Source organism: Shimia sp. (assembly GCF_049116215.1).
Taxonomy (GTDB): domain Bacteria; phylum Pseudomonadota; class Alphaproteobacteria; order Rhodobacterales; family Rhodobacteraceae; genus Shimia.
The window spans coordinates 423,858-449,226 of sequence record NZ_JAGDZB010000003.1 but is presented as its reverse complement, the minus strand read 5'-3'; the positions used below and the strand labels follow the sequence as shown (position 1 = coordinate 449,226).

At 57.4% G+C, this 25,369-nt stretch carries 21 protein-coding genes; 14 read left to right on the top strand and 7 right to left on the bottom strand.

Translation table 11 applies throughout. From position 1 onward, the window contains the following. The first annotated feature begins 117 nt into the window (after positions 1-117). The 6 genes from JXR15_RS10795 (at position 118) to JXR15_RS10770 (ending at position 7,397) form a co-directional block, all read left to right on the top strand. Positions 118-1,992, top strand: coding sequence for a diguanylate cyclase (locus JXR15_RS10795; protein ID WP_422053232.1), 1,875 nt, complete (start codon positions 118-120; stop codon positions 1,990-1,992). Positions 1,993-2,217: 225 nt separating this feature from the next. Continuing rightward, positions 2,218-3,357, top strand: a complete 1,140-nt coding sequence (locus tag JXR15_RS10790; protein ID WP_422053231.1) for an acyl-CoA dehydrogenase family protein — start codon at positions 2,218-2,220, stop codon at positions 3,355-3,357. A gap of 55 nt (positions 3,358-3,412) precedes the next feature. Next, a complete protein-coding gene (locus tag JXR15_RS10785) occupies positions 3,413-4,453 on the top strand; it encodes an enoyl-CoA hydratase/isomerase family protein (RefSeq protein ID WP_422053230.1) in 1,041 nt (346 codons plus the stop codon). Between the two features lie 4 nt (positions 4,454-4,457). Next, positions 4,458-5,330, top strand: a complete 873-nt coding sequence (gene mmsB, locus JXR15_RS10780) for a 3-hydroxyisobutyrate dehydrogenase (protein ID WP_422053229.1) — start codon at positions 4,458-4,460, stop codon at positions 5,328-5,330. 213 nt (positions 5,331-5,543) lie between these two features. Further along, on the top strand, positions 5,544-7,121 hold the full coding sequence (locus tag JXR15_RS10775) for a Hint domain-containing protein (RefSeq protein WP_422053228.1): 1,578 nt from the start codon (positions 5,544-5,546) through the stop codon (positions 7,119-7,121). Positions 7,122-7,202: 81 nt separating this feature from the next. Then, complete coding sequence (locus tag JXR15_RS10770) at positions 7,203-7,397, top strand: YgaP family membrane protein (protein WP_422053227.1); 195 nt, start codon at positions 7,203-7,205, stop codon at positions 7,395-7,397. Here the strand turns inward: JXR15_RS10770 and JXR15_RS10765 are convergent, their stop codons facing one another. Continuing rightward, entirely contained in the window at positions 7,398-8,168 is a 771-nt protein-coding gene (locus JXR15_RS10765; RefSeq protein WP_422053226.1) for a helix-turn-helix domain-containing protein, read from the bottom strand. Positions 8,169-8,294: 126 nt separating this feature from the next. On the opposite strand from JXR15_RS10765, the gene JXR15_RS10760 reads away from it, so the two are divergent. After that, positions 8,295-8,729, top strand: a complete 435-nt coding sequence (locus JXR15_RS10760; RefSeq protein WP_422053225.1) for an excinuclease ABC subunit A — start codon at positions 8,295-8,297, stop codon at positions 8,727-8,729. Between the two features lie 41 nt (positions 8,730-8,770). Here the strand turns inward: JXR15_RS10760 and uvrA are convergent, their stop codons facing one another. Further along, on the bottom strand, positions 8,771-11,632 hold the full coding sequence (gene uvrA, locus JXR15_RS10755) for an excinuclease ABC subunit UvrA (RefSeq protein ID WP_422053224.1): 2,862 nt from the start codon (positions 11,630-11,632) through the stop codon (positions 8,771-8,773). Positions 11,633-11,809: 177 nt separating this feature from the next. On the opposite strand from uvrA, the gene JXR15_RS10750 reads away from it, so the two are divergent. The 6 genes from JXR15_RS10750 (at position 11,810) to JXR15_RS10725 (ending at position 16,773) form a co-directional block, all read left to right on the top strand. Then, positions 11,810-14,005, top strand: a complete 2,196-nt coding sequence (locus JXR15_RS10750; RefSeq protein ID WP_422053223.1) for a VWA domain-containing protein — start codon at positions 11,810-11,812, stop codon at positions 14,003-14,005. A gap of 99 nt (positions 14,006-14,104) precedes the next feature. Continuing rightward, entirely contained in the window at positions 14,105-14,476 is a 372-nt protein-coding gene (locus tag JXR15_RS10745) for an ArsR/SmtB family transcription factor (RefSeq protein ID WP_422053222.1), read from the top strand. Then, the gene (locus JXR15_RS10740; protein ID WP_422053221.1) at positions 14,469-14,894 is read left to right on the top strand and encodes an SRPBCC family protein; all 426 of its coding nucleotides are present in this window, start codon (positions 14,469-14,471) and stop codon (positions 14,892-14,894) included. Before JXR15_RS10745 ends, JXR15_RS10740 begins: the two co-directional genes overlap by 8 nt. Next, positions 14,891-15,259 carry a DUF1761 family protein gene (locus tag JXR15_RS10735; RefSeq protein WP_422053220.1) on the top strand — a complete coding sequence of 123 codons (369 nt, stop codon included), beginning with the start codon at positions 14,891-14,893 and terminating at the stop codon, positions 15,257-15,259. The genes JXR15_RS10740 and JXR15_RS10735 overlap by 4 nt, the downstream gene beginning before the upstream one ends. 202 nt (positions 15,260-15,461) lie before the next feature. Continuing rightward, positions 15,462-16,250 (top strand): hypothetical protein, encoded by a 789-nt coding sequence (locus JXR15_RS10730; protein WP_422053219.1) that lies wholly within the window; start codon positions 15,462-15,464, stop codon positions 16,248-16,250. Positions 16,251-16,260: 10 nt separating this feature from the next. Further along, positions 16,261-16,773 (top strand): hypothetical protein, encoded by a 513-nt coding sequence (locus JXR15_RS10725; protein WP_422053218.1) that lies wholly within the window; start codon positions 16,261-16,263, stop codon positions 16,771-16,773. Positions 16,774-16,848: 75 nt separating this feature from the next. Here JXR15_RS10725 and lpdA read toward each other — a convergent pair whose 3' ends face one another. Next, positions 16,849-18,243 (bottom strand): dihydrolipoyl dehydrogenase, encoded by a 1,395-nt coding sequence (gene lpdA / locus JXR15_RS10720; protein ID WP_422053217.1) that lies wholly within the window; start codon positions 18,241-18,243, stop codon positions 16,849-16,851. Between the two features lie 158 nt (positions 18,244-18,401). On the opposite strand from lpdA, the gene JXR15_RS10715 reads away from it, so the two are divergent. Then, positions 18,402-18,854, top strand: a complete 453-nt coding sequence (locus tag JXR15_RS10715) for a hypothetical protein (protein WP_422053216.1) — start codon at positions 18,402-18,404, stop codon at positions 18,852-18,854. Positions 18,855-18,857: 3 nt separating this feature from the next. Here JXR15_RS10715 and JXR15_RS10710 read toward each other — a convergent pair whose 3' ends face one another. From JXR15_RS10710 to JXR15_RS10695, 4 genes are all read right to left on the bottom strand, one after another. Then, complete coding sequence (locus JXR15_RS10710) at positions 18,858-19,433, bottom strand: DUF924 family protein (protein WP_422053215.1); 576 nt, start codon at positions 19,431-19,433, stop codon at positions 18,858-18,860. 146 nt (positions 19,434-19,579) lie between these two features. Next, on the bottom strand, positions 19,580-20,845 hold the full coding sequence (locus JXR15_RS10705) for an MFS transporter (RefSeq protein ID WP_422053214.1): 1,266 nt from the start codon (positions 20,843-20,845) through the stop codon (positions 19,580-19,582). A gap of 116 nt (positions 20,846-20,961) precedes the next feature. Beyond that, the gene (queA, locus tag JXR15_RS10700; protein WP_422053213.1) at positions 20,962-22,011 is read right to left on the bottom strand and encodes a tRNA preQ1(34) S-adenosylmethionine ribosyltransferase-isomerase QueA; all 1,050 of its coding nucleotides are present in this window, start codon (positions 22,009-22,011) and stop codon (positions 20,962-20,964) included. A gap of 14 nt (positions 22,012-22,025) precedes the next feature. Next, positions 22,026-25,319: a DUF3971 domain-containing protein gene (locus JXR15_RS10695; RefSeq protein WP_422053212.1), complete on the bottom strand. Its 3,294-nt coding sequence runs from the start codon at positions 25,317-25,319 to the stop codon at positions 22,026-22,028. Positions 25,320-25,369: the final 50 nt, after the last annotated feature.

The following is a 25,369-nucleotide window of genomic DNA, read 5'->3' as shown; positions in this document are numbered from 1 at the left end:
TCCAATTTCCGCCTATTTTGCCTTCCCAAAACCATCACTCTAACAAGCGAATTAAATCGACCTTAAATCCTGTGCCTCACAAATTTTCCTACAGCAAACCAGATGAGACACGGGCCCATGCATCTCAAAATTGCACGTGCGATTTTTCACGCCGTCACGGTTGTGATGACCTGTGTTTTCTTGTCAGAAACTCTTGTCGCCACAGCTCAGGCCCATAGTGGACCAGGACCCGAGCGCGACTTCTCAGCGTTCCCATTCAACACACAAGAAAAAGCACAACTGCGCGGCGATTGGTGGTTCCACTTCGGATCTCGCCTCACACCACAACAGGCAGTAGAGGCCGCTGTGTCCAATGAAATGGGTACCTTGCACGTGCCCGATAATTGGCAAAAAGCGGGCGCGGCGACCGAAACAAATCCACATGCCCATGGCACCGGCACCTATGTGATCAACCTCACGCTGCCCTATTCCCGATCCACGCTCTTGGCGATTGTCTTCCCGCGCGTCGCTGACGCCTATGAGGTGTTCTGGGTGCCTGCCAACAACCTCTCCCATGCGGAACGCATTGGCGGTAACGGTGCAATGACCGGACCAATCCGCGCGTCCCTAATTGAACAAAGCTATGCTCTCAACCAAATTGGCGAAGGCTATATCGTTGTTCAAGTCCGCAAAGAATTGCAAAGCTACGGCGGAATTTTACGCACGCCGTACATCTCTGATGCGGCTTTCCTCCAAAGCGACGCCCATCTCAAACGCCTGATCGAAGGCACCATCATTGGCATCACGCTGCTGGTCGCAGCCCTGAACCTGTTTCTCTTTGTGGTCTATCGCAAAGACCCTGCTACCCTGCTGCTCGCGTTGGTGTCTTTTGCCTTCTTGCTGCGCTCGGTCATCCTTGCCGGCACGCTGGAAATGGTGTTTGGGCCCGAAATTCGCACCCTGCGAGTCCGGATTGAATACGCAGACATCTTGTTGATCGCTTGGGCCGGCTACGCCTTACAGCAGGCTTTGGTCTGGCGCCGCCTGTCCGATCTTGGTGGTCCTCTGGTGACCGGTGTTTTGGCAATGCTTGGCGGCGCCATCGTGCTCACCGCCCCATTGCCGTTTGTCACCGAGCACTTGTTTGTCATCCAGACATACTGCGTGGTGATTTTTGGCCTGATCCTTTGGACCAGTGCCCGCGCCATTATCAAACGCGTGCCTGACGCCTGGTTTTATACTTTGGGCTGGTTTGTGCCTTTGCTGGCAGGTGTGAATGACATCATTGTTTCCAACACCTATCACGGCGTCTACCTTGCCAACCACGCCTTTGTCCTGTTCATCTGCGCCTATAGCCTGAAGGTGGGCCGTCGGGTCACCAGCGCTGTCAGCCGTGCCGAGGTGTTGGATCAGGAGCGCTCAAACCTGCAACAACTGCACCAGAACGCCCTGGACACCGCCAGCCGGGACCACCTCACCGGCCTGCTCAATCGCCAGGCCTTTGACAACGAGCTCTCCCTAGCATGGCGTGAAAAGGACTATTCTGATCAGGGCATCTCTCTGGTGATCTTTGACATCGACCACTTCAAGATTGTGAACGACACCTATGGCCATCCCGCGGGCGACGATGTCCTGCGTGCTGTGGCTGACCTGATGCAAGTGGCCAATCTGCGCCGCGCTGATCGCGTTTGTCGCTATGGCGGAGAAGAATTTGTCATGATCCTGCCTGACACCAACTGCGACAATGCCCAAGTGGTGGCAGAACGTATGCGCAATCGCATTGCCGCCTCGACCACAGAATGCACCGGCAACGTCAGCCTGCGCGTGACCGCCAGTTTTGGTATCGCCTGCGCGAAACCAAATTCGGATTTGGACCCTGAAGAGTTGCTTCTGCGCGCCGACGAAGCGCTCTACCATGCAAAGTCCACAGGTCGAAACCGCTCCGTCACCTATCCGCAAATGTCCGAAGAAGGCGCTGCGCCGGCATCGAGCGATTTCAAGGCCGCAGGCTAAAATCCGACCTACACCGACAAAACTGCAAAATCAATCTGCATAATCGCTTCGTGATAGCGCTATTTTTGCGCCATTCGCGCTTTGCAATCTTGATGCAGGGATGATAATTTAACGCATGTTCAATTCGCGGAGGGGAGGCTGCGGATCGGCGCTTAAGCCCCCTGCCCCTCATCTGCACCCGCTTTGGCTCGGCCCCGCTGACGCCGCGATCTTGAAGGATGAGACATGGATTTTGCACTGAGTGAAGAACAGACCCTGATCTTTGATATGGCCAAAGGTTTTGGCGAAGAAAATATCGCACCACACGCCCAAAAATGGGAATCCGAAGGCTCCATCCCCAAGGAGCTCTGGCCACAATTGGCGGAATTGGGACTGGGCGGCATTTACGTCTCTGAAGAATACGGCGGCTCTGGTCTGTCTCGTCTGGACGCCACATTAGTGTTTGAAGCCCTTGCTATGGCCTGCCCGTCTGTGGGCTCCTTCCTGTCGATCCACAACATGTGCGGCGGCATGATTGACAAGTTTGGTTCTGAAGAAACCAAACAGAAGTGGCTGCCAGAACTCTGCTCGATGAATAAGGTCTTCTCTTACTGCCTGACCGAGCCCGGCTCCGGCTCTGACGCGGCGGCTCTGAAAACTCGGGCTGAGCGCACCAACGACGGATACGTGCTCAATGGGACAAAAGCCTTCATCTCCGGTGGGTCTTACTCTGACGCCTATGTCTGCATGGTGCGCACCGGCGAAGACGGCCCTAAAGGTATCTCCACAGTGGTGGTTGAAGACGGCGCAGACGGCCTGTCCTTTGGCGCGCTGGAAAAGAAAATGGGCTGGCTCAGCCAGCCAACGTCTCAGGTCCAGTTTGACGACTGCAAAGTGCCCGCTGACAACCTGATTGGCGAAGAAGGCAAAGGTTTCAGTTACGCCATGGCCGGTCTGGACGGTGGTCGCCTGAATATCTCTGCCGGCGCTCTGGGCGGCGCACAGAAAGCGCTGGATCTGACCGTGCAATACATGTCCGAGCGCAAAGCCTTTGGCAAATCCATCAATCAGTTCCAGGCGCTGCAGTTCCGCCTCGCGGAGTACGAAACCAAACTGCAAGCCGCCCGCACTTTCCTGCGTCAAGCGGCGTGGAAGCTGGACAACGGCGACCACGACGCCACCAAATTCTGCGCCATGGCAAAACTGATGGTCACCGACGCGGCCTTTGACGTCGCCAACGGCTGCTTGCAGCTGCACGGCGGCTATGGCTACCTTGCCGATTACGGCATCGAGAAAATTGTCCGCGACCTGCGGGTGCACCAGATCCTTGAAGGCACCAATGAAATCATGCGCCTGATCATCTCCCGCCAGATGATCTCTACCTAACCACGACCGGGCCGCCCTTCGGGAGCGGCCCTTTTTCAAAGACGGAGCGCCCCGCGTGTCTGACATCTCTATCCGCAAAGCTGGTCAAACCGGCCGCATCACCTTCACCCGCCCCAAAGCGCTCAACGCCATGTCCTATGACATGTGCATCGCGATCGAAGACGCGCTCGACGCCTGGGCCACTGACGACGCCGTAAAAATGATCATTATCGACGCGGAAGGCGAAAAAGCCTTCTGCGCCGGTGGCGACATTGCTGAACTTTATGAAACCGGCACCAAATGCGACTTTGCCTATGGCCGGAAATTTTGGGCTGACGAATACCGCATGAACGCCAAACTTTATGAGTTCCCCAAACCGGTGGTCAGCTTCATGCAAGGCTTCACCATGGGCGGCGGCGTTGGCGTTGGTTGCCACGGTTCTCATCGCGTGGTGGGTAACAGCAGCCAGATCGCCATGCCGGAATGTGGTATTGGTCTTGTCCCAGATGTTGGCGGCTCGCTGATCCTCGCGCGCGCACCGGGCCGTTTGGGTGAGTTTCTTGGCCTCACAGCCGCCCGTCTGAACGCAGCAGACGCAATCTACGCAGGTTTTGCCGATTATTTCATTCCAGAAGATCAGTGGCCCGCCCTGATTGCCCAGCTCGAAGAGACGGCCGACTACGTTCTGATCGACGCTGCCGCTTCAGAACCAGAGGCAGGCCCGCTCACCACCCAACAGGCCGACATCGATGCCAACTTCGGCGGCGAGACCCTTAGTGACGTTCTCAACGCCCTGAAGTATTCCGACACCGAATTTTCCGCCGGTGCCTTGAAAAAGCTCTCCCGCAACTCCCCCATCGCCATGGGGGCCGCATTGGAGATCATTCACCGCGTGCGCCAGCGCGACGACATCCGTTTTGCACTGGATCAGGAATACCGCTTCACCTTCCGCGCCATGGAACATGGCGATTTTCTGGAAGGCATCCGCGCACAAATCATCGACAAAGACCGCAATCCGCAGTGGAAATACAGCTTGGACGACCTGCCCGCTGGCATCGTGACCAAGATGGTCCTGCCTCTTGGGGCGGATGCGCTGACATTTGAAAAGGGAGAGTAGCGTCATGAAGATCGGATTCATCGGACTGGGCAATATGGGTGGTCCAATGGCCGCCAACCTTGCGAAAGCGGGCCATGAGGTCACCGGCTTTGACATGGCAGATGTGGCCATCGAAGGCGTCACCATAGCCGACAATGGCGCCGCCGTCGCCGCCGGCGCAGATGTGGTTATCACCATGTTGCCCAACGGCCAGATCCTGCGCGCTGTGGCCAACGAGATTATCCCAGTCATGTCCAAAGGCGCAGCCTTTGTGGATTGCTCCACCGTGGACGTGGACAGCGCCCGTGCCGTGGCCGAGCAAGCCACCGCAGCAGGCCTCCTGCCCGTGGATGCGCCAGTATCCGGTGGCGTTGGTGGCGCGGCAGGTGGCACGCTGACCTTTATGGCCGGTGGCTCCAAAGACGCTTTTGCAAAAGCCGACCCACTGTTTGACATCATGGGCCAAAAGGCTGTGCATTGCGGCGACGCAGGCGCCGGTCAGGCCGCGAAAATCTGCAACAACATGATCCTTGGCGTGACCATGATCGCCACTTGCGAAGCCTTTGCGCTGGCCGACAAGCTGGGCCTGGATCGTCAGTCGATGTTTGACGTGGTTTCCACCTCGTCGGGCTACAGCTGGACCATGAACGCCTACTGCCCGGCCCCCGGTGTCGGCCCACAGTCTCCTGCCGACAACGACTACCAGCCAGGCTTTGCCTCTGAACTGATGCTCAAAGACCTGCGCCTGTCGCAACAAGCTGCAGAAAGTGCTGACGCGGACACCCCAATGGGTCAGGCCGCCGCCGCGCTTTATGAGCAGTTTGTGGAGAATGAAGGCGGGCTTGGAACCGACTTCTCCGCAATGTTGCCACGTTTCGAAAAACGCGGTCGCAGCTAAATTCGAAGCACAATCGCCTTAAAACAAAGGGCCGCGCCACATCTGGCGTGGCCTTTTTTGCTGGCCTGCACATTCACCGACCCCGTGCAATTTTAATTAATCTTTCCTTACCCCAGCCCCGTTCGCGCCACGTTTGCCCGCCAGTTTTGCTCTGACCGAAGACCCGGAGAGGTCTCGTGATTGGACAAGAGCAGAACGCATTGAGGTAGAGACATGCCAACGGCAACGGAACTCAATATCAACACAAGCGCCAACGCCACCGCGATGGCTAACGAGATTTTTGGTGACCCAAGTCGCATTCTGGGGGCCACCTACACCGGCGACAACTTGTCCTCCGGCATATACACCGGCGCAGACACCACCAGCGCGGGCGTCGCCCCGGCCGACAGCGGCGTGATCCTCTCCACTGGCCATGTCGACGACTTCACCAACAGCGACGGCAGCACAAACACCAACCAATCCGCCTCGACCTCCACCAACACTTCCGGCGAAGACAACAACGCCCTGTTCAATGCCGCCGCAGGCACCAACACCTTCGACGCATCGTATCTGACCATCGATTTCAACGGCACCGCTGGCGAGCTGCTGACCATCGACTTCGTGCTGTCCTCCGAAGAATACCCGGAATACCTAAGCTACAACGACGCAATCGGCGTATGGGTCAACGGTGTTGAAGCACAAATCTCCGTAGGAGATGGCGGTGCAACCGTGGGCAACATCAATGACGCCAATCAAAATATCTACAACGACAATGCGGGCGACCAATACAACACTGAGATGGATGGTTTCACCGTCACTCTAACCTTTGTTGTGCCGCTTCAGGATGGCGTGAACGAGCTGGTGATTGGCATCGCGGACGCAACCGACACGCAGTATGACTCCAACCTGCTGATCGCGGGTGGCTCTGTGCAAACCGCCATTGTCGCGCAAGACGACGACATGCGCATTGCCTATGGCAACAGCAAAACACTGGACGTTCTGAACAACGACAGCTCGTCCGCCGGCCCCACCCTGACCATCACACACATCAATGGCACCGCCGTCAGCCACGACGGCAGCGGCGGGCTGCCCAACAGCGTGACCCTGGCAACCGGTCAAGTCGTGACCTTAAACGCCGACGGTACGCTTACCGTTGACGCCGACACCGACAACGAAACCGTCTATTTTAACTACACCATCGAGGATTCCACCGGAGAAACCGACACCGCGCTGGTCGAAATCGAGCAGCACGCGCCATGTTTTACCGTGGGCACCCTGATCCGCACCTCGGAAGGCGACATCCCAGTAGAGGAGTTGCGGGCCGGCATGCTGGTCGACACGCTCGACAACGGGTTCCAACCAATCCAGTGGATTGGCCACTCTCACATGCCACCTCGTTATGAGTCCCTGCCAATCCGCATCAAAGCCGGTGTGCTCGACAACGACCGCGATCTGATCGTGTCCCCGCAACACCGTGTGTTGCTGCAAGGCTACCGCGCCGAACTACTGTTTGGCTGCGACGAGGTACTTGTAAAAGCCAAAGATCTCGTGAATGGCCGTGATGTGACCCGCTGCGAAACCGACGGCACCATCACCTATTTCCACATCCTCATGCCTCAACACGAGCTGCTGTATTCCGAAGGCCAATGGTCCGAGAGCTTCCTGCCTGGCCCGATGACTCGCTACAGCTTTGACCCCTTCGCCAACCGCTCCCTGCGGCAGGTGATGCGCGAGAAAAACATTAGTTTTGAGGACATCTCAGCCCGCCCAAGCCTGCGCAGTTATGAGGCCACGGCCCTTCTGGCGGCGTAAGGTTTTTTGACCACTTGAGGTAGATCAAGTCACATTCCGATTAATGCATGTAACTTTCTCTCGACCTTAGGAGGGAAACACATGCTGAAAAAGAACGTTGGAACCGTAGACAAATTCTTGCGGCTCGTGATTGGCCTCGCGCTCCTCGCCGGAGCCTTGGCTGGCTATGGCGCCTGGATGTGGATCGGCCTGATCCCCCTCTTCACGGGCCTCCTCGGTACTTGCCCGCTTTATACCGCTTTTGGCTTCCGCACCTGCCCACTCAAAAGCAAATAATTAAGCGCCCGCCAGCGCCTCCAATGCGAGGCGCGTGGCCTCGTCGGCCGGAAACATCATCTCGATCCGCAGCTCGCTAAGCGCAATATCCTCGGCCGAGCCAAATTGGCTTATGGTCGAGAAAAACGACATCTGCATCCCTCCAAATTCGTAGACCGCCGGAATGATCGCAGGCTTGATGCCATCAACCTCAAGCACCGCTTCGCCAAGCCGTTCTTCCATGCGCGCAATACCGCCTTCCAGCACTGGATCATGCCCAAAATGCGCGCTTTCCACGCGCAGACGCGCAATCATGTAACGTAGAATTTCTTCATAATTGACAAGAGCTTGCCGGACACCCTTCGAGTCAATCATCATGTCAATCAAGCTGTCACCAACCTGAACTTCAAACCCAGCCAACAACCGAGCCGACACCGCATTCATCGCCACCAGCCTCCAATGCCGATCAATCGCCATCGCTGGATAAGGCTCATGCCGTTTGAGGGTCCATTCCATCGCCGCCCGCATCGGTGCCATATCTGCCTCTGACAGGTCCCGTTCCGCATACGCCGGGCTCATGCCCGCCGCCGACAACATGCGGTTGCGCTGCGCAATGGGCACTTCCAACTCATCACACAACCGCAGCACCATCCCCCGACTGGGTCGGGAGCGGCCGGTTTCCAGAAACGAGATATGCCGTGAGCTCACACCAGCGGACAACCCAAGGTCCATCTGGCTCACCCGCCGCACCTGCCGCCACTCTTTTAAAACCGAGCCAAACTCTACGCCCATAACCTGCTCCTCATAGTCTCAACCACCATAGCCGATCCCTTGCGCAAAGCACTTACCTCAGAGGTAATTGTTTTGCCTCACCAATCAGACGCAGTTTGTCGCCATAACCTCAAATGGAGACATCACATGACTCAGGATCGCGCGATCTACCTTCTGAAACTCACCTCGCTTGGTACGGTGCTTTTTGGCCTCATTCCGCTGTTTGCCATGATTGGCGGACTTCACGGCATCGTGGGCTGGTTTTTGGACCTCACACACCTGCCGCTTGATGGCGCACAGAGCTTTGGCGGCGACAGCGAAAAAGTGCTCGCAGCCATCGGCGGCGGCCTCATGGTCAGCCTGGGTGTGGTGACCTGGCAAGTCACCATCCGCGTTTACGCCAACGACGCGGAAACCGGCGCCTCCATCATCAGCTGGGGTGTCTGGAGTTGGTATGTGGTGGACAGCGCAGGCTCCTTCGTTGCAGGCGCCTGGTTCAACGTCGTTATGAACACCGGCTTCCTGCTGATGTTTGTGCTGCCCATCACCCTGGCAAAGCCCCGCCAAGCCGTTGCGGCCTAAAGAAAACGGGCGGTGGTTTCTGCAACCACCGCCCATTCATTTTATTCAGCTGCCACTTTTTTCTTCGGCACCAACATATCCTTCAGATAATGGCCAGTGTGGCTCGCCGCCACTTTGGCCACTTTCTCCGGCGTGCCTTTGGCGACAATCTTACCGCCGCCGTCACCGCCCTCGGGGCCGATGTCGATGATGTGGTCAGCCGTTTTCACCACATCCAGATTGTGCTCGATCACCACAACGGTGTTGCCTTGATCGACCAATTCATGCAGCACTTCCAAAAGCTTACGCACATCTTCAAAGTGCAAACCCGTGGTTGGCTCATCCAGAATATAGAGCGTTCGCCCGGTCGACCGTTTCGCCAACTCTTTGGACAGCTTCACTCGCTGCGCCTCACCACCAGACAGCGTTGTCGCCTGCTGCCCCACCTTGATGTAGCCAAGACCAACCCGCATCAGCGCATCCATCTTGTCGCGAATGCTCGGCACCGCTTTGAAGAACTCCTGCGCCTCTTCCACGGTCATATCCAGCACGTCTGCAATGCTCTTGCCTTTGAACCGGATTTCCAAAGTCTCACGGTTGTAGCGCGCACCTTTGCAGGTCTCACATTCCACATAGACGTCGGGCAGGAAGTGCATCTCGATCTTGATCACACCGTCGCCCTGACAGGCCTCGCAACGTCCACCTTTGACGTTGAAGCTGAACCGCCCAGGCTTGTAGCCGCGCGCTTTGGCTTCCGGCAAACCGGCAAACCAATCGCGGATCGGCGTGAATGCCCCAGTATAGGTCGCCGGGTTGGACCGTGGTGTGCGGCCGATAGGCCGCTGGTCAATGTCGATCACCTTGTCCAGATGCTCAAGCCCCTTGATGGTCTCACAAGGCGCAGGGGTCTGCCGTGCACCGTTGAGCCGCATCGACGCGGTCTTGAACAAGGTCTCAATCGTCAGCGTTGATTTCCCGCCGCCAGAAACCCCGGTCACGCAGACAAACTTACCAAGTGGGAAGTCCGCCGTGACCTTACGCAGGTTGTTGCCTGTCGCTTTCACCACGGTCACAGACTTGCCGTTACCCTCACGTCGTTCCGTTGGCACTGCGATCTCACGCGCACCAGACAGGTACTGCCCCGTCAAGGACGCCGGATCAGCCGCAATATCTTCAGGTTTGCCCTGCGACACCACTTGCCCGCCGTGCACGCCAGCCCCTGGACCAATGTCGAACACATAGTCCGCCTCACGCACGGCTTCTTCGTCATGCTCCACCACAATCACCGTATTGCCCTGATCCCGCAGGTTTTTCAGCGTTGTGAGCAGCCGGTCATTGTCCCGCTGGTGCAAGCCAATCGACGGCTCATCCAGCACGTACAGAACGCCGGTCAGGCCAGAGCCAATCTGGCTTGCCAATCGAATACGCTGGCTCTCCCCGCCGGACAGCGTGCCACTGTTGCGCGACAAGGTTAGGTATTCCAAGCCAACATTGTTCAAGAACCCAAGCCGCTCCTGGATTTCCTTCACAATCGCCCGCGCAATCTCCTGCCGCTGCGGAGTCAACGCCGCAGGCACACTCTCGATCCACGCCAAAGCCTCTCGGATCGACAGCTGCACCACATGGCCAACATGTTTCTCGGCGATCCGAACTGCCAAAGCCTCTTCACGCAGCCGGTGCCCACGACAGGCGCCACACGGACGGTTGTTTTGATAATTCTCAAACTCTTCGCGGATCCAGTTGCTATCGGTCTCGCGATAGCGCCGCTCCATGTTGGGGATCACGCCTTCAAACACGCGTGTCACCTGATAGACCCGCCCGCCTTCGTCATAACGGAACTCAATCTCTTCTTCACCAGAGCCATAGAGGAACACCTGCTGCACATGCTTTGGCAGATCCTTCCACGGCGAGTTTTTGTCAAACTCATAGTGTTTCGCCAGCGCCTCGATGGTCTGACGGAAGTAAGGTGATTTGCCTTTCCGCCACGGGGCCAGCGCCCCGTCATAAACCTTCAAAGTGACATCCGGCACCACCAGACGCTCGTCAAAGAACAGCTCTTTTCCAAGCCCATCACAGGTTGGGCAGGCCCCAAACGGCGCGTTAAAGGAAAACAGCCGTGGTTCAATCTCAGGAATGGTGAAGCCACTGACAGGGCAAGCAAATTTTTCACTGAAGGTAATCCGCTCTGGATCGCCTTCCTTGGGTGCGGTTTCCAGAACCGCAATCCCATCCGCCAAATCCAATGCAGTGCGCAAGCTGTCCGCCAGCCGCGTCTCCATACCTTCACGGACCACCAGCCGGTCCACCACAACGTCAATGTCATGACGGAATTTCTTGTCGAGCGTCGGAGGCTCATCCAGCTCATAGAAAGCGCCATCAACTTTCACCCGCTGGAAACCCTGTTTACGCAGCTCCAGAAACTCTTTGCGATATTCGCCTTTCCGGTCCCGCACAATCGGCGCCAGAAGATAGCCACGCGTGCCCTCCTCCAAGGTCATGATCCGATCAACCATGTCCTGCACTTGCTGCGCCTCAATCGGCAGACCTGTGGCCGGAGAATACGGCGTGCCAACACGGGCAAACAACAGACGCAGATAATCGTAAATCTCCGTCACCGTACCCACAGTCGAGCGCGGGTTTTTTGACGTCGTCTTCTGCTCAATCGAAATCGCCGGAGACAGCCCGCTGATGTGATCCACATCCGGCTTTTCCATCATATCCAAGAACTGCCGCGCATAGGCCGACAGGCTCTCAACATAGCGACGCTGACCTTCCGCATAGATCGTGTCAAACGCCAATGAGGACTTGCCAGAGCCTGACAGACCGGTGATCACCACCAGCTGATCACGTGGAATATCCACGTCAATCGACTTCAAATTGTGCTCGCGCGCGCCACGCACTTCGATGTTCTTCAGCTCGGCCATTCAAACCCCCAACGGATACGGCACCAGACATAGGGGATCACGCCCCCTCTGCCAACCAGATATCGCGAACATACAGAGAACATTTTAATTCGCCAAGCCCGGTTTTTACCTCGTGACTTGCCGGATTTGGAATTTCTCCCTTAGTCTCTATGCATTACATATTTGAGGATTTTTGCGATGACTTTTTTGAGAGCGACTTCGGCCGCGCTGTGTCTGCTGCCCACTGCAATATTTGCGCAAGACAACCCCTCCGCAATTGTGGTGATGGACGGGTCCGGCTCCATGTGGGGGCAAATTGATGGCGTGGCCAAAATCACCATTGCCCAAGAGGTCATGGGCGAACTCATGTCTACGCTGCCTGCCGACCTAGACTTGGGGTTGACCATTTACGGCCACCGCCGCAAGGGGGATTGTTCCGACATTGAAACCATGGTCCTGCCCGGCCCCGACACGCGCGCCGCCATCACTTCAGCTGTGAACGGCATTTCCCCCAAGGGCAAAACCCCGATGGCGGACGCCGTGGTCGCAGCCGCCAAAGCGCTGCGCCACACCGAAGAAGCCGCCACCGTGATTCTGGTGTCTGACGGCATCGAAACCTGCGTGCCGGACGTTTGTGCCGTTGCCAAAGAATTGGAAGCCACCGGCGTGGATTTCACAGCGCATGTTGTGGGGTTCGACGTGACCGACCCGCAAGCCTTGGCTCAGTTCCAGTGCATGGCCGAAGCTACGGGCGGCACATTCCTCTCCGCCGCCAATGCAGATGAGCTTGGCAGCGCTTTGACCGCAGTCGCCGCCGCCCCTCCACCGGAGCCGGAGCCACAGCCGGTGCAAGTCTCCATTGTGGCCACGGATGGCAAAAACGGACCAGTGGTAACCACTCCCTTGATTTGGGATCTCGCAGGCGACAACACCATTCACGACAAACACAGCGCGCCATCCTTGAAAGAAGCACTTCTCGAAGGCACCTACACTGTCACTGTCCTGCGCCCCGAAGATGAAGCCACCGCCGAAGCCCGTTTTGGTGTCGGCTCGGTCAATAAGCGGGTGGTGCTGGAGTTGCCGGAATACAAACCACCGGCCACTGTGTCCGGCCCGCAATCCGCCCCTGCAGGCAGCACCATTGCCGTCGATTGGTCCGGCCCCAACGCCAAAGATGATTTCATCGCCGCGGTTGATCCGGATACCAACAAATGGATCACCTATGCTTACACCCGCGAAGGCAGCCCACTCGATCTACAAATGCCACCCAAACCTGGTGCCTACGAACTGCGCTACATCCTGAACGACGGCCGCAAACCTTTGGCCAGCCATCCCATCGCTGCCACGGAAGTTGCTGTCTCCCTCTCCGCGCCTGATGAATTGGTCGCCGGCGCCACAGTTCCGGTGGATTGGATCGGACCGGATTATGACGGCGACTATGTCTCCGTCACCAAACCGGGCGACGAGAAATGGATCACCTACACCTACACCCGCGACGGAAATCCCATGATGCTGCAAATGCCGGGCGCGCCCGGTGATTATGAAATGGTCTACACCATGAGCCAGAATCGAACGATCATTCACCGCGAACCTATCTCGGTTGCGGCCCTGGCATATGATCTGCAAACGGACAGCAGCGCTGGTGCCGGTGCCAGGCTCATCGTGTCCTGGACGGGCCCCGGTTACGACGGAGACTACATCACCGTTGCCGCGAAAGGCATGCCGGACGACAAATACGTCAACTACACTTACACCCGCGAAGGCAACCCCCTAGAACTTGTGATGCCCGGCGATCCCGGCCCACACGAGATCCGCTATGTCTTGGGGCAGGACCGATCCATCCAAGCCCGTATCCCGATTGACGTCACAACCGTCGGCGCCACGGTCACGGGACCACCCTCCGGGCCTATCGGCGGCACAATCACCGCCTCATGGACTGGCCCCGGCGGCGATGGCGACTACTTGACCATTGTAGCACCAGACGCCGCTGAAGGAGACTACGGCTCCTACGCCTACACCCGCGACGGCAGTGATCTGACGCTCAACTTGCCTGCCAACCACGGCACCTACGAGCTGCGCTACGTGGCGGACACCAATCCAATCAAAGTGCTCGCCCGCACGCCGCTGACTGTTGAAGACGTGCCCGTCGCCATCACCGCGCCCTCAACCGCGACGCCTGGCAGCAGCATTGAGATCACCTGGACCGGCCCCGGTCATCCGCGCGATTATCTCGCTGTGGGCAACGCGGCCAAACCTTACCTCACCTACACCTATGCGGAGAATGGCAGCCCTCTCAGCCTGACCGTTCCTGATGAGCCCGGCGACTATGAAATCCGCTACTTCCTTGATGTGGACAACAAGCTTCTGGCCGCAATCCCGCTCACCGTTCAATAAGCAGCCTACCAAACCAACCCTCAAAGGCGGCTCTCAGGAGCCGCCTTTATTTTGCCCCGAAACATCATTCACCCAAATGGCTGACTGATAACAGGCGCCGTGTTATTCACCTATATGGTTGAACGACAAGATATCACCAAAACCGAGGACCAGCTCAGCGCCATTCTCAAGGCCGCATCAGAGCCAAACCGCCGCGCGATCCTGACCCTTCTGGCCCAGAACGGCCCGATGAAGGTTACCGACATCGCCGCTCGGTTTGATCTGAGCCTGAATGCGATTTCCAAGCACATCAAAGTGCTGGAGGCTGCGGGTCTAGCCAGCCGCCGCACCGAATGGCGCGAGCACCTAATCGAGGTGCAAGTGGCACCCTTGTCGCTCATTGACACTTGGTTCTCTGACCTGCGTTCGATCTGGGCGCTCCGGTTGGACGCCCTCGAAGCTGCCCTTATGGAGGAAGACAAAAATGACTGACCTCGCGCTGGAAATCTCCCGCCACTTACCTTTCCCGCCAGAACGCGTATTTGACGCCTGGCTGGACCCTAAAATGATGCAGAAATTTTTGGTGCCTGCCCCCGGAATGATTGTGCCGGAGGCCAGCAACGATCCCGTGGTCGGCGGCCGGTTTCGCGTGGTGATGCAAGCCCCCGATGTTGAAGAAGGCTGGCCGCACGAAGGTGAATACCTCGAAATCGACCGCGCCAATCGACTGCGCTTCACCTGGGTTTCTCCCTATTCTCAAGAGGATAGCGAAGTTACCTTAATCTTGACACCTGCCAATGATGGCACCAACCTGACCCTAACGCATGTTCGATTTCCTTCGCAGGAAAGCCGCGACAACCACGAAGGTGGTTGGACACGTATATTGGAAACATTGGAGACAACCCTATGAATTGGATTGCATTTATCGTTGGCTTCATCGCCTGCTCTGCTTTTGGCTTCTTGGTTTACGGACCAGTTTTGGGCCTCCAAAAACGCTGGGCCGAAGGCAGCAACATCGATCCCGAGCCGCCAGAGAAAATGCCAATGGGTCCGCTCTTCACCAACTGGATCGCCATCGCGCTTCTGGCCTATATCGTGGCACTGACCGAAACAACGCAGAACCTCACCGTGGCTCTGCTGGCCATTCTCGCTTGCGCCGCCTACGTGGCCAACACCGGCGCCTGGATCAACAAGTCCCGCTTCGCCATCACTGTTGATGTCGGCTACGTGCTCGGCTCCGGCGTGCTGATGATATTGGCGCACGCCATACTCTGATCCCTAAACCAATCGATCAAAGTCGCCAAAAATGGCGGCTTTGCCTCTCGTCCCCGGAGACCAGAAAACCGCGCGTCGGTTTCCATTACCTCCCTGCGACAGCACTGTTGCAACTATGCCCTATGGCACCCTCACGCCTATGAAATTCATTGATTTTGCCTAGTGCCCGCCGCAACGTCTGCGACGAAACATGGGGAATAACGTGAAAAATTTATTTTTGTCTTTCAAGGCAATGACATTGGGCACCTGTGCCGCGTTGTCATTTACTTCGCCCGCAATGGCACAATCGCTTGAGCCAGGTGACCACATTGTTACAGTGTTCTATTCAACTCTGAATCGTGAAGACTTAGATGTTTCACGCGATGCCACGACGGCAATGCTCTCGTACGGGTACCAATACTCCGAAAATCTACGCCTGCTCGGTTTCTTTGGTCAAGCGCGAACCGATAATACCTTCCCACCAGATTCGCAAACCACCCGAACGCCAACCTTTGGCTTTGGTGCACAATTTGAAATCGGCCGTGGAGGCACACTCACAGGCACACTCCTAAGCGGGGACATTTCGGAAGCCTACACGTCCGGCGGCATTACCACCCCCGGCGACGGCGAAAGCCTTACCAGTACTTTGCAATTTGAGCAGGTTGCGCCACTGTCGGCCCGCACGTTTATCAAAGGGTTGGCGGCCGCGTCGCACACCAACAGCAGCTTTGATACTTCTGGCTTATCCAACAAGACGAATATCAATAGATACACTGTTGGCGCAGAAGTGTTCCATTTCGCCGGTGACAGCTGGGTGTTTTCCGCAGCGCTTAGCCACACATGGTCAAATGCCATCATTACCATCACTGACGAAAAACACCTAAATCGCGCGCGTTTAAGCACAACCTACCGCTTCACCGAAGATTTCGCTGCCACGTTGGGCTGGGCCCAAGCCTTCGGCGCAGAAGACACCCACCAACGCTTCGACCTAAGCCTCACACATAAGTTCTGAAGGAACAGCCATGATCAAACTAGTCAAAACGCTTTTCCTAATGGGCTGCCTCGCGATGTTGACGGCCTGCACAACAGTGTACACAGGTGAAATCACTGACCTTGCCGCCAGCGAGGAGAAAGAAATCACTACGCCCAACGGCGATGTCGTCACCACAAAAGTTGACGTGTTCACAAGAAACACCGTCCGCAAGCGCAGCGGCGCGGACCCCAGCGACGTTGGTGTCCGTTACATCACTCAAATCTCTTACACCTATCCAGGCGGCACCGTAATCCGTGAGAACATCCCAACTGGAGACTACGTTGAGGAAGACAATGAAATCCACTTCAGCACGCGTCAGAACAATGGCGTAACGTCCGAACACAACGCAGGCTACGCCACAGTAGAAGATGCACTGGCCAGCGCCTGGTCGCGCGCAAACCTCCGTCTGCAGGGCCCTTCCACCGAGAGGTACCTCCCGGGCATCACGCCAACCACTTCAATTGACGCGATGCTCAGCGCTGTTGATGCCGTGACCAACTGACTAGGCCTTCACCAAAAAGAAAAAGCCGCAGGGTACGCCTCTGCGGCTTTCTTGTATCCAAAAGCGCCTGCACACCTAGATGTGGATCACCCGATCATAGGCGTCCAGCACGCTCTCGTGCATCATCTCACTCAGCGTTGGATGCGGGAACACAGTCTCCATCAGCTCTGCCTCTGTGGTCTCAAGCTGACGCCCCACCACATAGCCCTGGATCAGCTCGGTGACTTCCGCCCCTACCATATGCGCGCCAAGCAACTCACCGGTCTTGGCATCAAACACGGTTTTCACCATGCCTTCAGGCTCGCCCAAAGCAATCGCTTTACCATTTCCGATAAACGGGAAGCGCCCGACTTTCACCTCATAGCCCAGCTCTTTGGCCTTGGCCTCCGTGTAGCCAACGCTCGCCACCTGTGGATGGCAATAGGTACAGCCCGCAATGCTCTCCGGCTTCACCGGATGTGGTTTGCCACCAGCGATCAGCTCCGCAACCATCACACCCTCATGGCTCGCCTTATGCGCCAACCACGGCGCACCCGCGATGTCACCAATTGCAAACAGCCCGTCCACACCGGTCTGGCAGTATTGATCCGTCACCACATGGGTTCGGTCAATTTTCACACCCAGCTTTTCCAGGCCGAGGTTCTCGACATTGCCAACAATGCCCACCGCCGAAATCACGGTGTCGAACTCTTGCGTCGTGACCTTGCCACCCGCCTCAATATGCGCGGTGACTTTGTCCTTGCCGCGATCCAGCTTCTTGACCGTGGATTCCTCCAAGATCGTCATGCCCTGTTTGACAAATTGCTTTTTGGCAAAAGCACTTATCTCCGCATCTTCAACCGGCAAAACCCGATCCATGACCTCTACAACCGTCGTTTCCGCGCCCAGCGTATTGTAGAAACTCGCAAACTCGATCCCAATCGCGCCGGAGCCAATCACCAGCAATTTCTTTGGCATATGCGGTGGCACCAACGCGTCCTTGTAAGTCCACACCCGCTTGCCATCGCCTTCCAGCCCCGGCAATTCCCGCGCCCGTGCGCCGGTGGCCAAAACGATGTTCTTCGCGGTCAGCTCTTTAACGCCATTTTCGCCCTTCACCGAGACCTTGCCTTTGGCCGGCAAGGTCGCCTCGCCCATGAAGACCTCAATCTTGTTCTTCTTCATCAAGAACGCGACACCGGAGCTCAGCTGTTTGGCCACCCCGCGCGAGCGCTTCACCACCGCGTCAATGTCATAGCCAATGCCCTCAGCCTTCAGGCCAAAATCTTTGGCGCGCTCCATCAGGTGAAACACCTCCGCTGACCGCAACAGCGCTTTGGTTGGGATACAGCCCCAGTTCAGGCAAATCCCGCCCATATGTTCGCGCTCCACAATCGCGACCTTCAGGCCCAACTGTGCGCCCCGAATGGCCGCCACATAGCCCCCAGGCCCTGCGCCAATCACAATCATGTCGAAGTTCTTGCTGGCCATGGTGTTCCCCGCCTCCCGCTTTGTCTTTCGGTGAGCCTACTGGAACTCCGCAGCAGCTTCAACAAAGCCAACCGCCCGTTTTACGCGCAATTTTTGACTGGTGATCGCGCAAGCAGAGGCGCACACTGCGCCCGCATCATCGACTCGGGAGCCAAGCCATGAAGACCGTGAAAAATCTGCTTGTTGCCATGATCAATGCCACCTTGATATTGGTGGCAATCTGCCTGTTTTTCCTCTGGCGCCTGTCGGACACCGCCGAGCGCGTTGTCGCGAGCTTTGCGCAAAACTTGCAAATTGTGCAGCCATTGGAAACCAAAGTGGATGGCCTGCGCACCGAAGTGGCCAACCTGCGCAGCGATCTGGCCGCCATCTCCCTCGACAGCACATCCTTGACCGCTCAGGCCACCGAGCGTCTGCAAACCCGTGCCAATGCGCTGCAATTGGAACTAGAGGGCATCAACAGCAATCTCGCCCGCCTCGCGGACACACCTGAAACCCTGATGCAAGCCGCGTTGAGCGACGTGGCCACCCGCGTGAGTGGCCGTATCGGTACCATCGCCAGTTGCTACGCGCCCGAATCCACGCCGGACGCCAGCCCCGTTTCTGAGTAACGGTTAGCCCGTGGCCTGAAGTTCCCGCACGGTTGCGCCGTAGCCACCATTAGCAACATAGGCCATTTCCACTTCAGTAGAGGCCCGAGCCAGCGCTTCATTGCGATATGGGAAACGCCCAAACTTCCGGATCACCTCGCGGTGGGCTTGCGCGTGCAACAGATTGCTATCGGCATCGCCCATCCGTTGTAGAAACATGCGTACACAGCGCTCCTGATCACAGAGGTTCTCCGAATGCATCAGTGGCAGAAAGAAAAACTGCCGCGCGGGGCCGTCGATTTTCTGATCCCACTTTTTGTCAATCGCAGATTTAGCCGCCGCAAGCGCCTTATGGTCGCTAGCAAAAGCTTTGCCACTGCCGCGGAACATATTGCGCGAAAACTGATCGGTGAGAATCAGGTAAGCCAAGGTGCCACTGGCGTAGGTTAACCATTGCCCAAGACCACCGGCCTGCGCCACGTCCCATGTTGCCTCAAACCGCTGCCGGATCTCTGCGTCCAGCTTTTCGGAAACTGCATACCAACCGCTCGGCCCAACCTCGTCAAGCCAATACGAAAGTACTTCTTCGGGACCCACCATGTCCCTTCTCCTTTTGCCTGTTCCGTCTCATCAAAGACGCTTAGTACTTAGGAGGTTACACCCAGAAAAATAAGAAAGAATAGTCACAAAATGCAACATTCCGACACAGCCCGCGACCTTTGGCGCTAACACCGGCAGAGGCTTGCTTACCCAGCGGCAGCTTCCTGCTCTTCCTCCATCGCCGTCTCAATAGCCAGCTCTTGCGCGACCTCAACCGCAACCACAGAGGCTGTGGGCATAACTGCGGTATAGCTGCCGGTATCTTCCACAGAAGCCGCAGGACGCCGCGTCGTGCGATACCCGGCGTAAAGGCCCAGAGCCGCCAGCGGAATAACCAGGTAGATAAAGTAACCGCTGGGCCCAATAGCATCCATCATCCACCCGGTGATCATGGGCCCCGCAATCGCCCCCACGCCATTCACAAACACCAAGCCGCCTGAAGCCGCCGCCATATCTTCATACTCCAGAAAGTCGTTAGCGTGGGCAATCAGCATGGAATACAGCGGATTTGAAAATCCCCCAATGAAAAGCGCGGACACAAGCAACATCAAATAGTTGTCCCCGGCAAAGAAGCCCAGTGTTGCCCCTGACGCACCAATCGCGGCCACAAACATGATCAACACGCGCCGATCCATCCGGTCGCTCATCCACCCAAGTGGGTACTGAAACACTGTCGCGCCAATATAAAATGCCGCGACAAACAAAGACAATTCACTCAGGGTCAAACCAGCGCGCGTGGCAAACACTGCTGACATACCAAACTGTGCCGAAAACACGCCGCCAAGCAAGAACATGCCCACCACGCCCAGTGGCGAATTCTGGAACAGCTCTTTCAGGCTCATGGGCTTGGTGGTGTCAAACGCAGGCGTCGGCGACACCGATAGCAAAATGGGCGCAAAAGAGATCGAAACCAACACTGAGGGGATCACAAACAACAAGAACCCGGTCGCATCCGGAATGGTCAACATGCCCTGCGCGGCGACGATGCCAAACATCTGCACCATCATATAGATCGACAGGGCTTTGCCACGTGTGTCATTGGTCGCCGCATTGTTGAGCCAGCTTTCCGCCGTGACATACACTCCAGAGAAACACAGCCCCATCAACGCGCGTCCGGCGATCCAGGCCACCGGGTGTTCCAGCGTCGGATACAGGATCAGAACAGCCGAGATCATAGAGGCCATCGCCGCAAACACCCGCACATGCCCAACACGGCGGATCAATTCAGGTGTCATGCGGCTGCCACCCAGAAAGCCAACAAAATAGGCCGACATCACCATCGACATCTCAAAGGTCGAGAACCCCGCCGCCTCGCCGCGAATACCCAGCAACGTCCCGTGCATACCGTTGCCGACCATCAGCAACAACATTCCCAGCAGCAGCGGCCACGCACCTTTTAGAAACTGACCCATTGGACGATCCTCAACACAACTGTCTCACAGATGTGCCCGTATGCAAAACGCGGTTCCGGCCATCGCATCCAATCGCGACAGCGACATGTCATTTTGCGGCATCGTCTCAAAAATCGTCAGGGTAGCAACAGCGATGCATCGCCATAAGAGAAGAACCGATAGCCTTCCTTCACCGCATGGTCATACACCTTGCGAATTTCTTCCTGTCCCAACAAGGCACTGACCAGCATCATCAATGTAGATTTTGGCAGATGAAAGTTTGTCATCAAGGCATCTGCCACGTTGAACGCAAACCCCGGATAAATGAAAATATCGGTATTGCCTTCCCAGGACTGGATTGTGCCACTCTCCCGCGCCGCACTTTCGATCAGCCGCAGCGCCGTGGTGCCCACCGGGATCACCCGTCCCCCTGCCGCTTTAGTGGCAGCAATCTCAGCCGCCGCTGTCTGCGTCACCCGCCCCCATTCGGCATGCATCTTGTGCTCTTTTACGTTGTCGACTTTCACCGGCAAGAACGTGCCCGCGCCAACGTGCAAGGTCACATGGGTGAACGTCACCCCCTTCGCCTTCAAAGCTGCCAGCAACACGTCATCAAAATGCAGCGACGCGGTTGGTGCTGCCACTGCACCGGAGTGCTTCGCCCAAACGGTCTGATAGTCGGTTTTGTCTTTCTCATCTGCTGCGCGCTTGGCGGCAATGTATGGCGGCAAAGGCATATTGCCTGCCGCTTCCAATGCGGCGTCAAAATCATCGCCCTCAAGGTCAAACTGTACCAGGCCCTGCCCGTCCTCTTTGGACAACAGCCGCCCTGTCAGTCCGGCTGTAAAGACAATCTCTTCGCCTTCGCGAATTTTGCGCAATGGTTTGATCAATGCCGCCCACGCCCCGCCTGCGCGCGGCTCCAACAGCGTCACCTCCATGCGCGACTGGGTTTCCCCTTCCGGCCCCTGCCGTACGCGATAGCCCGACAGCCGCGCCGGGATCACCTTGGTATCATTCAGGACCAACCGGTCACCCGGCTGCAACAGATCCACCAGATCCGTGACCACCCCGTCGGTGATCTCGCTGCCCCGGGCCACCAACAAACGCGCCGAACTGCGCGGCTCAGCGGGCCGGGTCGCAATCAAAGACTCGGGAAGATCAAAATCAAAATCAGAAAGCTGCATCGATGCTCGCGCCGTTAGTTACTCAGGTCCGGAGGTGGACGGCGGAAAATCTCTCTAAAGAAGCCCGGCGTCAAGGCCGAGAGTGGGTTCACCGAAATCTCCGGCTGCTGCGCCGGCCCACGCATGGTGTAATTGAACCCAATCAGCCCTTCACCGCGCCGCGCAAACGGCCGCCCAATCACGTTCACCGCGTAGATCGGCGAGACTGTGCCTTGAATGTTGAACCATTCTTGCACAAAGCCATACGTGCCATTGGCAGACAGCCCCATCGAAGGCCCCGCCGCACTGCTTTCGCCAATCACCAACCGATCCGGCGTCAACCGGAACCGCGCGAACACATCGGTGAACAAAATTCCCGGCCCCGCCAGCTGCTCCACCAGCCCAACCACGCTGATCGCATTGAGCAGCTCCGCCACCAACGGCATTTGCTGCACCTTGACCTCTTTCATCTCCAGAACACCGTCGTATTCGCCTTTGGCAGCACGCGGCACCATCGACAGGGTCATTGCTCCACGGCTGGCGGATTTCACCAGCCCCATAAGCTGGGCAATTTTACCACCGTGATCAGACGTCACGCGCATCTGCGTGCCATGACGATGCGGTGCCAACGTGCCATACACCAATGGCCCACCTTTGAAATTGCCATTAAAACTGCCGCTCAAGCCGCCGTCAAAGTTCAACTCTGCTTTCACCGGCCCCAAGCGGATGCTGTCGGTGACAACCACCTCATCCACATTAGCCGTGATTGGCCCAATGCCCGCCGCGCCGCCACGCCCACTATCCTTGCTGCTGTCCGGCATACGCCGCATGTCCAAGCGCCCACTGGTCATCACCACGTCGGGCGGCGCCTTGCCACGGCCCAACAGCCGCCCCGCGCCGCTGAGCCAACTGCCCACCGCAAAGCTGTCCATTTGCGCCACGCCAAGCCCGCCACCCTCTGCAATCGATATCCGCCCCTTGGCGCTCAGCCCCGGTGCCTCAAACAGCACCCGATCGATGCTGGGCGACGTGCCCAGCGTCATATCCACCTCAAGCGTGCCTTTGCTCTTTGCTGATTTGCGCCACCCCAATGGCGGCGAGGTCATGCCCACGCCCACCAGATCGGATCGCAACCGCATTTTCGGGGGCTGGTCACGCACAATGTCCATCTCGTAGCTGGCTTGTCCAACCTCAGACACCGTGCCTTTGGGCAGCCCCACCTTAAACGTGTCCAGCGCCGCCGCGCTCAATTCCGCTGTTCCGCTGACCCAACTGCGCCCGGCATTCTCATTCCCGCCCAGCATGTGCCATTTGGCGCTCACCGGAATATCCGCAACAAACCCGTCGCCCCAGACCTCAACCCGTTCTGGCGTCGCCGTGACCTGCAAGTCGCCGCGCATCTCCTTGCCCGGCAGGAAATGTGTGCTGCGCACGCCGGTGAGATCCCCCCAAACATCATAGGCGGCCTCTTCAATCGGCAGCTTGTCCTTAAGCACCAGTTCCACTGTGCCCGCCAGATCCGCATGGCCGGAGGCAAAATCCACCGGCAGTTTGGCTTTGGTGAACAGCTCCAACGGCTTACGATCCAGCAACGACAACACCGCTTCCACCGGCCCGCGCGCATGTGCCTGCACCACAGACGGAGACTGTTTGATACGCGTGTCCAGGATCACCATATTGGTGCCCGTGACGTCAATCCGCCCGCCTTGATCCGCTTCGACATATCCCGCCTCGGCCGTGATATGCAGTTGGTGGTTCTTCAACACGCCAAAGCCAATGCCATCACGCACCGGCGGCATGGTTTTCACCGGTTTGATATCCACATCACGGAACTGGAAATCCACATAGACCTCTGGTGGCTCCGCCCCTCTGGAGCGCACCGCCAGATCAATGTCGTGCAACGTCGCCTTGTAAATGTTCTGGTCAATCCATTTGCGCAGCTTGTGTTTGAAACTTTTAGGCCACAGCGCCAGCACGCTTTCCGGGACAACCTCATCCATATGCCCGTTCAAGGCATAAGCCCAATTCTCACCCTCGGTGGTCAAACTGCCATCTAGCACAATCTGATTGCCGTTCTGGCGCACCACCAATTGCCCCAAATCCAGCTCAAACGGATCAAGCTTCAACCGAAAATCCGCAAAGGACCGCTCCAGCGCCACCGGGTCATCATCCAGATTTCGGGGATTGGCGCGAAATTCATTTAAGGTCAGCTGCACCAAGAAGTCTTCCGGCAAGCCTTGTGACAAAGACCCAAAAAACGCCTCGCCATGGGCGTTGACCCGCACCATATCACTGCTCAAGGACAGCTCATCAAACCGGATCGCGCCACGGTTGGGATCATAGGTCAGGTAGCTGCGCATACTTTCAAAGGGCACCGGACGCACTGCTCCATCCGGCTGCAACACGCCATCTGCAATCTGCAAAGTGGCATTCACATTGCCGAGGGTGCCTTCGCTGTCGATGCTCGCCCGCAACGCGCCGGAAATCGGCGCACGTAGAATCTGCAACCAGCTCAGCGCGGCGGATTGCGAGGCAATGTCATCGCTTGGCAGGTCTTCAAAATTCACCCCAAACTCGGTTGTGCGCGACCCAAACCGAGTTGTCACCGAAGCTTCGATTGTGCTGGCGTAGCTGCGTCCGCCTAGCAGCGTCAACTGCGACGCCAGCTCCACCAACTCGTCCGTGCGCCGCAATGTGATATGGCCACCATCCACAGTCCACGCCCGCTGCGCCCGGCGATCCTCAAACCGGATGGTCACATCTTCAATCTGGAACAGATCGAGGTTTGCCAAAAGCGGCGCTTGTAAATAGCCCTCCACCTGATCGCCAAAGGTGGTGATATCCGTGTCTGTCTGAAACGCGCCTCCACCTTGTCCAACCGACACCTGAACCTGCCCGTCTTCTTGACGCAACACCAGCAGCGTCACACCTGACACCTGCACATCGCGCAGCGCAATCTGACGATCCAAAAGTGGCGCAAAAGCCAACCGTGCGCGCGCCGTCTCCAACCGCACCGGGCTGCCACCATCCTCAGACGACACCTCAACGCCCTGCAACTCAATGCTCGGGTCCCAGTCGTCCTCAACCACCAGCGCCATATGCTCGATGGTTACCTCTAGCCCGTCCAACTGTTGGTTCATCGCAGCTTGCACGCGGGCGTGCAGCCACTCGGGCGCCTGCAAAGGCTTGCCGCTGATCACAAAGGCCGCCACCGCCAGAGCCACCACTGGTACACTCAGACTGAACAGCGCAATCACACCAAAACGCCGCGCCCGTCGCGGACGCCGCGCGGGTTGCGCCTCGGTAGTCACCACCTCCGACTGGGCCACCGACTCACCGCTTTTTGCAGCCTCGGTGGTTTCGGATGGTTGAATAGGAC

Excerpts from the sequence above, each read along its gene's own strand:
- JXR15_RS10750 (WP_422053223.1), top strand. The coding sequence starts at position 11,810 with ATGACTTTTTTGAGAGCGACTTCGGCCGCGCTGTGTCTGCTGCCCACT.
- JXR15_RS10725 (WP_422053218.1), top strand. The coding sequence starts at position 16,261 with ATGATCAAACTAGTCAAAACGCTTTTCCTAATGGGCTGCCTCGCGATG.
- JXR15_RS10775 (WP_422053228.1), top strand. The coding sequence starts at position 5,544 with ATGCCAACGGCAACGGAACTCAATATCAACACAAGCGCCAACGCCACC.
- mmsB (WP_422053229.1), top strand. The coding sequence starts at position 4,458 with ATGAAGATCGGATTCATCGGACTGGGCAATATGGGTGGTCCAATGGCC.
- JXR15_RS10710 (WP_422053215.1), bottom strand. The coding sequence starts at position 19,433 with ATGGTGGGTCCCGAAGAAGTACTTTCGTATTGGCTTGACGAGGTTGGG.
- JXR15_RS10790 (WP_422053231.1), top strand. The coding sequence starts at position 2,218 with ATGGATTTTGCACTGAGTGAAGAACAGACCCTGATCTTTGATATGGCC.
- uvrA (WP_422053224.1), bottom strand. The coding sequence starts at position 11,632 with ATGGCCGAGCTGAAGAACATCGAAGTGCGTGGCGCGCGCGAGCACAAT.
- JXR15_RS10735 (WP_422053220.1), top strand. The coding sequence starts at position 14,891 with ATGAATTGGATTGCATTTATCGTTGGCTTCATCGCCTGCTCTGCTTTT.
- queA (WP_422053213.1), bottom strand. The coding sequence starts at position 22,011 with ATGCAGCTTTCTGATTTTGATTTTGATCTTCCCGAGTCTTTGATTGCG.
- JXR15_RS10770 (WP_422053227.1), top strand. The coding sequence starts at position 7,203 with ATGCTGAAAAAGAACGTTGGAACCGTAGACAAATTCTTGCGGCTCGTG.
- JXR15_RS10740 (WP_422053221.1), top strand. The coding sequence starts at position 14,469 with ATGACTGACCTCGCGCTGGAAATCTCCCGCCACTTACCTTTCCCGCCA.
- JXR15_RS10760 (WP_422053225.1), top strand. The coding sequence starts at position 8,295 with ATGACTCAGGATCGCGCGATCTACCTTCTGAAACTCACCTCGCTTGGT.
- lpdA (WP_422053217.1), bottom strand. The coding sequence starts at position 18,243 with ATGGCCAGCAAGAACTTCGACATGATTGTGATTGGCGCAGGGCCTGGG.
- JXR15_RS10765 (WP_422053226.1), bottom strand. The coding sequence starts at position 8,168 with ATGGGCGTAGAGTTTGGCTCGGTTTTAAAAGAGTGGCGGCAGGTGCGG.
- JXR15_RS10795 (WP_422053232.1), top strand. The coding sequence starts at position 118 with ATGCATCTCAAAATTGCACGTGCGATTTTTCACGCCGTCACGGTTGTG.
- JXR15_RS10705 (WP_422053214.1), bottom strand. The coding sequence starts at position 20,845 with ATGGGTCAGTTTCTAAAAGGTGCGTGGCCGCTGCTGCTGGGAATGTTG.
- JXR15_RS10715 (WP_422053216.1), top strand. The coding sequence starts at position 18,402 with ATGAAGACCGTGAAAAATCTGCTTGTTGCCATGATCAATGCCACCTTG.